This is a genomic window from Actinomadura sp. HBU206391 (genome assembly GCF_014323665.1).
Taxonomy (GTDB): domain Bacteria; phylum Actinomycetota; class Actinomycetes; order Streptosporangiales; family Streptosporangiaceae; genus Actinomadura_C.
In genome coordinates this window covers 1-9,174 of the sequence record NZ_JABVEB010000213.1, presented here as the reverse complement: position 1 = coordinate 9,174, position 9,174 = coordinate 1, and the positions used below count along the sequence as shown (strand labels likewise).

11 protein-coding genes are annotated in these 9,174 nt (G+C 67.2%); 9 read left to right on the top strand and 2 right to left on the bottom strand.

The features are described 5' to 3' along the window. The 4 genes from HKK72_RS40235 to HKK72_RS31435 form a co-directional block, all read left to right on the top strand. A partial coding sequence (locus HKK72_RS40235; RefSeq protein ID WP_222721372.1) for a hypothetical protein occupies positions 1 to 250 on the top strand: 250 nt, incomplete at its 5' end. A 68-nt stretch (positions 251 to 318) separates the two neighbouring features. Then, positions 319 to 1,167 (top strand): PQQ-binding-like beta-propeller repeat protein, encoded by an 849-nt coding sequence (locus HKK72_RS31445; protein WP_187238071.1) that lies wholly within the window; start codon positions 319 to 321, stop codon positions 1,165 to 1,167. 179 nt (positions 1,168 to 1,346) lie between these two features. After that, the gene (locus HKK72_RS31440; protein ID WP_187238070.1) at positions 1,347 to 1,745 is read left to right on the top strand and encodes an ACT domain-containing protein; all 399 of its coding nucleotides are present in this window, start codon (positions 1,347 to 1,349) and stop codon (positions 1,743 to 1,745) included. Between the two features lie 72 nt (positions 1,746 to 1,817). Beyond that, positions 1,818 to 2,666, top strand: coding sequence for a hypothetical protein (locus tag HKK72_RS31435; RefSeq protein WP_187238069.1), 849 nt, complete (start codon positions 1,818 to 1,820; stop codon positions 2,664 to 2,666). A 175-nt stretch (positions 2,667 to 2,841) separates the two neighbouring features. On the opposite strand, the gene HKK72_RS31430 is transcribed toward HKK72_RS31435, so the two are convergent. After that, positions 2,842 to 3,153, bottom strand: coding sequence for a hypothetical protein (locus HKK72_RS31430; RefSeq protein WP_187238068.1), 312 nt, complete (start codon positions 3,151 to 3,153; stop codon positions 2,842 to 2,844). 47 nt (positions 3,154 to 3,200) lie between these two features. Here HKK72_RS31430 and HKK72_RS31425 point away from each other — a divergent pair, with 47 nt between their 5' ends. Further along, positions 3,201 to 3,842: a (Fe-S)-binding protein gene (locus HKK72_RS31425; protein WP_187238067.1), complete on the top strand. Its 642-nt coding sequence runs from the start codon at positions 3,201 to 3,203 to the stop codon at positions 3,840 to 3,842. Further along, positions 3,839 to 4,789: an enolase C-terminal domain-like protein gene (locus tag HKK72_RS31420; RefSeq protein WP_187238066.1), complete on the top strand. Its 951-nt coding sequence runs from the start codon at positions 3,839 to 3,841 to the stop codon at positions 4,787 to 4,789. The genes HKK72_RS31425 and HKK72_RS31420 overlap by 4 nt, the downstream gene beginning before the upstream one ends. A 44-nt stretch (positions 4,790 to 4,833) precedes the next feature. Here the strand turns inward: HKK72_RS31420 and HKK72_RS42495 are convergent, their stop codons facing one another. Next, positions 4,834 to 5,853: a helix-turn-helix transcriptional regulator gene (locus HKK72_RS42495; RefSeq protein WP_187238065.1), complete on the bottom strand. Its 1,020-nt coding sequence runs from the start codon at positions 5,851 to 5,853 to the stop codon at positions 4,834 to 4,836. A 194-nt stretch (positions 5,854 to 6,047) separates the two neighbouring features. On the opposite strand from HKK72_RS42495, the gene HKK72_RS31410 reads away from it, so the two are divergent. From HKK72_RS31410 to HKK72_RS31400, 3 genes are all read left to right on the top strand, one after another. Continuing rightward, positions 6,048 to 7,193, top strand: coding sequence for a class II histone deacetylase (locus HKK72_RS31410; RefSeq protein ID WP_187238064.1), 1,146 nt, complete (start codon positions 6,048 to 6,050; stop codon positions 7,191 to 7,193). Positions 7,194 to 7,471: 278 nt separating this feature from the next. Next, complete coding sequence (locus HKK72_RS31405) at positions 7,472 to 8,287, top strand: SAM-dependent methyltransferase (protein WP_187238063.1); 816 nt, start codon at positions 7,472 to 7,474, stop codon at positions 8,285 to 8,287. A 328-nt stretch (positions 8,288 to 8,615) separates the two neighbouring features. Beyond that, on the top strand, positions 8,616 to 9,174 hold a 559-nt coding region (locus tag HKK72_RS31400), incomplete at its 3' end, for a phosphatase PAP2 family protein (RefSeq protein WP_187238062.1).

Below are 9,174 nucleotides of genomic sequence, written 5' to 3'. Positions count from 1 at the left end.
TACGGACCTCATGGAGGCCCTCATGACCGGCATGACGCCGGCGAGTGCGCGCCGGCGTCGCATCGCGGCGGTCGGTGTCGTGGTGACGCTGCTAGTCGCGGTCGTGGCCGCGCAATTGGCCCGACCGGCGACAGATGGGCGGTCGAAGCAGCACAATCAGGTGCTCAAAGACGGCATGAACGGGCCGTACGGGCATTCCCTCCGCCGGTGGTCGCCGACCCTCCGCCGCGCTCGGCAGGGGAATCGGTAAGGCAGGTGGCCACCGTACGACGGAGCGATATCGATATGCTCCACGGAGGCCCTCTGGTATTCAAGGGCGTGTACCTGCTGTACAAGGGCTCCGACGTACGGGCCACCGGCATTCGTACCGGCAAGACGTACTGGTGGTATCACCGACGCGGCAAATTCCTGGCGGGCATCGAACTCGATCGCGAGGGCGGTGATGTTTACCTCACTTGGCGAGGCCCTTGGTCGCCGCCCGTCGAGCGTGGTTTTGAAGGCACCGAAGGCGATGTGGAGAGCATCGACCGAGTCGATATCGCCACGGGCAAGATCCTCTGGCGCCAAGACCTGGCGGGCGCGGTCGCCCGGAGCGCGGCAGGGCAGTACGAAGGGCCTGTCGTGGGCGGGAGCCGTGCTGACGCGGACACCGTTGTCCTCCTCACTCGCCGCCTTGTGATCGGCCTGGCCCATGGCGACGGGAGGCGGCGCTGGGTCTTCCGCCATCCGAAGAACTGTACGATGCCGCTCAGGCGCGAGAAGACGGTGGCCGTTGCCGGCACGTTGGTGGTGCCGCAGGAGTGCACTGAGGACGGTAAGGGCAGGATTCATCTCGCTGGTATCGACACGGGCACCGGTAGCCCACGGTGGAGGCTGGGCCCCGCCGAATTGCGCACCGGCGGGTTCGACTCGCCCGTATGGGTCGGGAAGAACATCCTGAAGCGAGACATGGGCGGCCGGTTGGTACTTGTCGTCGGCTCTGCCGGCTCAACGCGTGTGATGGACCCTGCCGACGGCCGGGTGGTGTCCCGAGCGCACGGCTTTGATCCAACGTTCTCAGAGCTGAGTGGTGACCTGCTGGTCCAAGGTGACTGCCTCGATGAGAAGGGCCGACGACGCGCTTGCCAAGATCGTCACCGTTCAGGACGGCATCATCGTCGTACGTAGTAGGCACTACTACCGTCTCTATGCCGAACCGAACGGCTGATGTGGGGAACGGTGTACAGCAGGCGCGGCGAGGCCCGTGTACGAAGCCGGCCGCCCCGTGGCCGGACGAGGATCTGCGGGCGGCGACGCGCAGACCGCATGGGCATGTCGAAAGGGATCGGGTGGGGGCGAGTGTCGGGATGAGCGGGCAGACCGATCTGGGGCGGCTGCTGGCCGGGCTGGATCCGCAGTTGCACGAGGGTGAGTATGTTTTCGTCACATTGCCGGACGCGGCATCGGCGCCGCCAGGGCTCGATCCCGTGCTCTCCTTCCAGGAGGACGAGGGCCGGACGCTGATCCTGCCGCGTGGCCAGGCCGACGATGCGGGGCTGGCGGGCTTGTTCCCGAGTGCTTGGATCACCTTGCGGATCCACTCGTCGCTGGAAGCCGTCGGCATGATGGCAGCCGTCGCCACCGCTCTGGCCCGAGCGGGAATCAGCTGCAACGCCGTCGCCGCGTACTATCACGACCACGTTTTCGTCCAGCATGACCGGGCCCGAGAGGCCGTCGGGCTGCTTCGCGACCTGTCCGGACGGTGAAGTCAGGGCTCCGCCGGCGTCGAGACCGCCACCAGACCCGGAGCACGATGCCGCGTGCTCGGAAGAAGGCCCATGTCGAATATCACCACGGATTTCGTGCGGATCCACGCGTGGGCCGGGCACTCCATCGACCGGGACGAGGCGGAGTGGATCACCGAGCGGCTGCTGTCCGATCGAGGATCGTACTGGGTGCCGGTCAACATTCACCTCGCCTCGGATCGAAGCCACGTCGACATCCAATACGGCGGTGGTAAGAGCATCGGCATGGTCGATTTCTGGGACGACTATGGCGACCAGTACGACGCGGTGTGGACAAGACGGTCCGACCCGGCTCATCGTTGGGACATCATCTGGCGTGGGGGCCCGAACACCGGGTACCGGAAGGCCCGGTTCTGCCGATACGTCTTCGACGAGGTGAGGGTCACCGGACCAGCCAGTGAGCTTCCCCCGATCCACGCCGTCGACTTCGACGCGATTCGCGGCAGAATGCGAGGTCGTCGTGCCTTCGCCGGGGCTTGGCGGCCGCATGCGGATGGCATCTGGAGGCTGAAAGTGCGTGGTACCTACCTCACGTGCAACAGTCGCGTCGACATGAGCACCGGTCCCAAGATCAGGGGCGTGGACTGGAACACCCCTCGAGCGAACACACGATCAGGCGGTCTCGCCACCCCGACCACCCCCTGTTACGACGACGGGGGTGTCAAGGTGCTGGAACCTACGGAGTTGACCGTCATCAGCACAGATGGCGGGCACTGGCGCTCGACCACACCGGCGATACAACGGCTGGAGTTCTTCTGGCGGGGCCGGCTGGTCCACCGGGCTCAAGAGGACTACGACGACTTTCTCGAAAAGCAGGTGTGGCGGCATCTCAGTGCCGACGGCTGGGACAACTGCGCCGACCCGGAGTTCCTCCGATCCTGAGGGAAGGGGAACCTACTGGATGGTCCTGCACGCGAAGGCTGCGCCTGATCGTGCACGGCCTGCGGGTGCTGCATCCAGGGCACGCCGGCGACTACGTCGCGTGGCTCGTGCTCGGGGTGGCGGCGCTCGGCCTGATGCTCGGCCTGCCCGAAGTGATCGACTGACCGGGCCGATCTCAGTTCGTCAGTTCGGGAAGAATCTGCTCGGCGTAGAAGGCGAAGAATTCGTCCTGGTCAGGGCCGATCTGGTTGACGTACACCTCGTCGTAGCCCGCGTCGACGAAGGCGTTGATCGCCTCGAGATGGCTTTCCGGGTCGGGGCCGCAGGGCATGTTCCGGCCGAGCATCTCCTCGGTGACCAGCTCGGAGAGCTGGGCGAAGTGCCTGGGCAGCGGAAGTAGCTGAGCGGCCTCGCCGGGGAGTCCCTCATTGGGCCACAGCCGGTGCGCGGTCTTGCGCCCTGCCGCGGCGTCCGGGGCCCAGCACACCTTCAGGCCGCCCTTTCCATCCCGCGATCGGCCAGGCCGCGGTACACGTGCTGGAGGCGGCCGGGTTCCGGGTCGAGATGCCACCGGTCCCGCTGTGCTGCGGCCTGACCTGGATCTCCACCGGACAGCTCGCCACCGCGGAACGGGTGCTGCGCCGCACCGTCCGCGCGCTCTCGCCGCGGTTGCGCGCCGGGGTCCCGGTGATCGGGCTTGAACCGAGCTGCACCGCGGTGTTCCGCGCTGACGCTCCTGAGCTGCTGCCGCGCGACCGGGACGTCGAGCGACTGGCGGAGCAGACCCGTTCGCTGGCCGAGTTCCTGCTCGACCGGGCGCCACAGGCGATCACGGCGCCGCCGCCGGGAACGAGTCGTACGGTCATCGCCCAGCCGCACTTCCACCAGCACGCGATCTGGGGGTTCGAGGCCGACGAAGACGTGTTCCGGCGCGCTGGCGTCCAGGTCGAGGTGCTCGACGCGGGCTGCTGCGGTCTCGCGGGCAACTTCGGCTTCGAGCGCGGCCACTACGAGGTCTCGATCGGCGCCGCGGAACTCGGGCTGTGGCCGGCGGTGCGTGACGCCCACCCCGGCACGACCGTGCTGGCCGACGGCTTCTCGTGCCGCACCCAGATCGAGGCCGGCACCGAGGTACGGGCCCGGCATCTCGCTGAACTGCTCGCGGAGCTGCTGTGATTCGGCTCGTCGCCTCCGCGTACACGATCCCCACGGACGCCCCCGAGGCCGACGGCACGCTCGAATGGACCTCGACCACTCTGGTCCTCGTCGAGGCGAGTTCCGAGGAGTCCGTGGGCATCGGCTGGACGTACGGGCCGGCGGTCATCGCCGGGACGGTCACCGCGCTGCTCGAACCCGAAGTACGCGACGTTGACGTGATGGACCCGCCCGCCGCACACGAGCGCATGTGTCGCGCGATCCGAAACGCCGGCCGCCCCGGCATCTGCTCCATGGCCGTCTCGGCCGTCGACTGCGCACTGTGGGACCTTAAGGTGCGCCAACTCGACCTGCCGCTGCACCGCCTGTTCGGAGCCGTCCAGGACAGGGTGCCCGTGTACGGCTCCGGCGGATTCACCACCTACGACACCGTCCGGATGCGCGAACAATTCGGCCACTGGACCGGCGACCAGGGCATTCCCCGCGTCAAGATCAAGATCGGCGAGGCCTGGGGGAGCCGGGAGAGTCGGGACCTTGAGCGGCTGCGACTGGCCCGGGACGTCACCGGCGCCGATGCGGAACTGTACGCCGACGCCAACGGCGGCTACAGCGCCAAGCAGGCCATCCGGGTCGCCGCGGCAGCCGCCGACCTGGACATTCGCTGGCTGGAAGAGCCGGTCTCCTCCGACGACCTGCCCGGTCTCCTGACCGTACGCAACGCGGTCCGCTGTGAGGTCGCCGCCGGGGAGTACGGCTATGACCTGCCCTCCGGCTCGACGGCGCTCTGCTGCTGCCCTCGATCCGCGCGGAAACCTCCCGCAGGCCTTCGTCCACGCGCTCCTGCTCGAATGCGCGCCGAAGGCCATCACGGAACCCTCGACATCGAGGACTCTCCACGAGGTGCCCGCTTCGTACTTCGGCTGCCGCTGCTGCAGGACCAGGCTCTCATCCGCGTCCGAGAGACGTGAACGAGGTTCTCGGCACGGACGGCTGATTCCGTCGACCCGCGCGGCTACCCGGCGAAACGGTCGACGAAGAATCCGACGCCCCGGTACCTCGGCAGGCCCGGCACAGGCCGAACGAGGTTTTCGCGTATGGCCAGCGCGGCGACCTCCGACCTTCCGGCCGTTCCGGTCTTTTGGAGGATGCGCGCCACATGGGAGTGGACCGTCCGCGGGGACAGGAACAGCCCTTCCGCGATCGCCCGGTTCGACAGGCCCATCGCCATGCGGGTCAAGACGTCGAGCTCCCGCGAGCTAAGGCCGTAGGGGATCTTGGCCGGTGCGGCGTGGACGAGAACGGCACCATCGGCGTCGACAGCGCGGTGGACGGTAACGCGGTTCCAGTCACGGCCGGCCGGCCACAGGAATCGCAGGCGGTGGCCGCCTGTCCGGTCGAACTCCTCGACGAGGTGCCCGAAGGTCGGGTCCGCCAGTACCGCGGGAACTTCACGTTCGGGCAGCTCGACGATTTGCTTCGCGCTGACCAGGGCCGCCGACCCGGTTTCGGGGACCTCTGGCTGGCCGGCGATCCGCCCGAGCGCATCGGCCATGACCGCGAAGGCCGGCAGCACCGAAGCGAGTAGCCGTCTCGCCTCTTTGTCGTATGTGTCGTGACGCGTGCTGGACAGGTGCACCATGCCGATGTAGCGGCTGTTGCGACGTAGCGCCCCGGTCATTCCGTCGTGGAAGCCGGCGGGCCGGAGGTGTTGTTCGTAGAAGTATCCCTTACGGAAGGTCTGCCCTGGTTCGGTCGATATGGACGGGGGCAGGCTCTCGTTCTGCATGATCCCGAACCACGGCGTCCGGGGGAATTCCACCGCGAGGCAGTGCGCGACATCCGGCGAGTATTCGATCTGCGTGATCTGGCGATGGTCTCTCTTCACCGGATCGACGCCCACCAGGGAGGCGGCGTCGCTGCGCAGCAGGTCGGCCAGCAGGGTGAGGGCACGTGCCGAAGCGGCGGCCACGGCCGGGTCGCCGGCGAGCATCCCGATCTCCGCGGCCACGGCGACCTGACGGTGCGTCGGCATGCGCGACTCCCGGGGATGGAACAGATCTGAATTGGGCAAACCGTATGTCTTGCTGCGTCGCAGCCACAACCCCTGCCCGGAGCTTCGTAACCGGCGAAGTTCAGCATTCCTACTGATGCCCCGGCCCGTGCCGCCCGTCTTGCATTGACCCCAACGTTCGGAGGTCGGTGGACCTCCGGCTTGGAAGGAGAAATATGACGACGGGATACGTTTACCACGAGCTGTTCGGGTGGCATGACACGGGAACCAGCGTGGGCCTGCTCCCGGCGAACCCCGCCGCAGGACTGCAGCCGTTCATCCATTTCGAGAACGCGGAGACAAAGCGGCGGCTGCACGAACTCATCGTCGTCTCCGGCCTGATCGACAAGCTCGAGCGCATCCGCCCCGTTCACGCTACGGAGGAACAGATCCTACGGGTGCACACCGAAGACCACCTCGAACGGATCAAGGCGGAGAGCCTGCTCCCGAAGGGCGGCGACGCAGGGGACGGCGTCTCGCCTTTCGGCCATGGCGGGTACGACATCGCGGCCCTCGCCGCGGGCGGTGTCATCGCCGCCGTCGAGGCCATGCTGAACGGCCGCGTCGACAATGCCTATGCCCTTGTACGGCCGCCGGGACACCACGCGGTCCCCGCATCGGGAATGGGCTTCTGCGTCTTCAACAACCTGGCGATCGCCGCGCGGCACGCACGTGAGGTGTTCGGTGTCGGGCGCATCGGCGTCGTGGACTGGGACGTCCATCACGGCAACGGCACACAGACGGCCTTCTACGACGACCCGGACGTCCTGACGATCTCGTTGCACCAGAACAACGTCTTCCCGCCGAACAGCGGAGCCGTGGAGGAACGGGGCGAAGGCGCCGGTCTCGGATACGCCGTCAACGTCCCGCTTCCCGGCGGAACCGGCGACGGCGGATACCTCGCGGCGATGGACGAGGTGGTGGTGCCCGCATTGAAGCGGTTCAACCCGGAGCTCATCCTGGTCGCCTCCGGCTTCGACGCGAGCGCGATGGATCCGCTGGCCCGGCAGATGCTCACCACCGATGGCTATCGGGCTCTGACGCTTCGGCTCATGGAGGTCGCCGAGGAGGTGTGCGATGGCCGGATCGCCATGTCCCACGAGGGCGGATACAGCCCCGTCTACGTGCCCTTCTGCGGACTCGCGGTGATGGAGGCCCTGGCAGGCGAGGAGCCGTTCACCGACCCGTTCCTGCCGGTGGTGTCGGGATTCGCTGGACATGAGCTGCAACCGCACCAGAAGGAGGTCATCGAGCGCGTGGCCGGTCTCGTCGCCGAGATCGCCCCTGCCCCCGGCGGCCGCCCTTCGCCCGTCTCCGGCTGAAATCGTCTCCGCCACTCCCCGGCGCTGCGGGACCCGCCGGCGGCGGGCCGCTCGTACGAGGATTCACGGCCCCGGCCCGCGCGCGAATGCGCGGGGCGGGGTCCTGCGCATTCGCGGCCCGCCCCCGCCTGCCGGCCGCGTCACCGGCCTGCGAGGAGATCTTTTAGCTTGATCAATACGCCTGGTAAATGATCGCTGGAGTGGAAGGATCGGTGTATCGCATATGGAGCCGTGAATCCATGGACCGATATTCCGACGTACGTAACAGGAGGTACCCCATGACAGACGAGTCGCCCGACCTCCAGCCATCCTCCCAGATCGACACCACGGTGCCGCATTCGGCGCGGGTCTGGAACTATTTTCTCGGCGGCAAGGACAACTACCCCGTCGACCGGGAGGCCGGTGAGCAGTATCGCCGGGTCTTCCCGGAAATCATTGACATCGCCCGCACCGACCGGGCGTTCCTGGGCCGTGCGGTCTGGTACCTGACCGGCGAGGCGGGGGTACGTCAATTCCTGGACATCGGCACCGGTCTGCCCACCATGGACAACACCCATGAGGTCGCCCAGCGGGCCGCGCCTGAATCACGGATCGTCTATGTCGACAACGACCCCCTCGTGCTGGTACATGCCAGGGCTCTGCTCACCAGCAGCCGGTCTGGCGTCACCGACTACATCGAGGCCGACCTGCGTGAACCCGGCAAGATCCTGGAGGTTGCCGCAAAGACACTGGACTTCACGCAACCGGTCGCGATCATATTGCTGGGCATCCTGCACTTCATCGACTACGACGAAGCGCTCCCAATCGTGGCCCGGCTGTTGGATGCCGTCCCCTCCGGCAGTTACCTGGCCCTCACCCACGCCACCTTGGATCTCTCGGACGCCGACGCGAACGCACAAGCCCAAGCGGAGTTCAACGAGAAGGCCGCGGTCCCGATCACCCCCCGCACCCGTGAGGAGATCATGCGGTTCTTCGATGGACTGGAGCTGGTCGAGCCCGGCCTGGTATCGATGTCGCGATGGCGCCCCGAAGCCACCCCCTTCGCTGAACCCGCTGAGGTCGCAGGGTTCTGTGGCCTCGGCAGGAAACCGTAGAGCCTTGCATGTTCTGTGAGCGCAGAGAAGGTCCCCACCGTCGTGTCGGGGCGCACCAAGGCCCTCGTCGCCGGCTTGATGCGCACGCTGCCCAGGAGGCTCGTGCTCGTTTTAACAGCACGCCAGGCCCCCAAGCCCTCTGCTGCCGCGCTGTGAGTCTCGCCTTCGGTCCGGATCAGGCAGCGCATGAGCACGGCGCTGCCGGCACCGAACTGAACGGATGCCGAAGCGGAGTGAATTGGTGTGACCCGCGTGAGCCTACGTGAGGTGGCCGCCGGCCGGTCTTCGCGTCTGGTCTCACGTGCCCGGTCCCGCACTTGTCGGGAGGATGGGTGGGCGCCCGGCACCACTCGTCGAAGTGGCCGGCCTGCTGCTCGTGATCCTGCTCTTTTCACGACTTCATGCCGCCGCCGGGAAGGACGTCGCAGCCGCCACCGCCAACGCCATGACCCTGCAATCCATAGAGCGGGCCCTCCACCTGGACATCGCGCTGAGGGCGAACCAGTGGCTGACCGAGCATCCAGCCCTCACCCAGCCGGCGGTGTACTACTACCGCTTGTACTACCTCGCGATCATCGGTGTGCTGGTGTGGGTCTTCGTCCGGCACGCCGATGTCTACGTCAAGGTCCGCCGGACCCTCGTCGCGATGGCCGTCCTCGTGCTGCCCGTTTTCTGGGCGCTGCCCATGTCGCCCCCACGGTTCGCCCTACCGGGTGTCGTCGACATCATTGCCGAGCACGACATCCTGGGCGGCCATGCCTCACGAGAGACCGAGAACGGCCAGAACCTGTATTCGGCTATGCCCAGCATGCACGTGGGGTGGTCGTTGTGGTGTGCGTATGCCGTGTGGTATGCGCTGCGGACCTCCCATCCGCGATCGGCGTCGC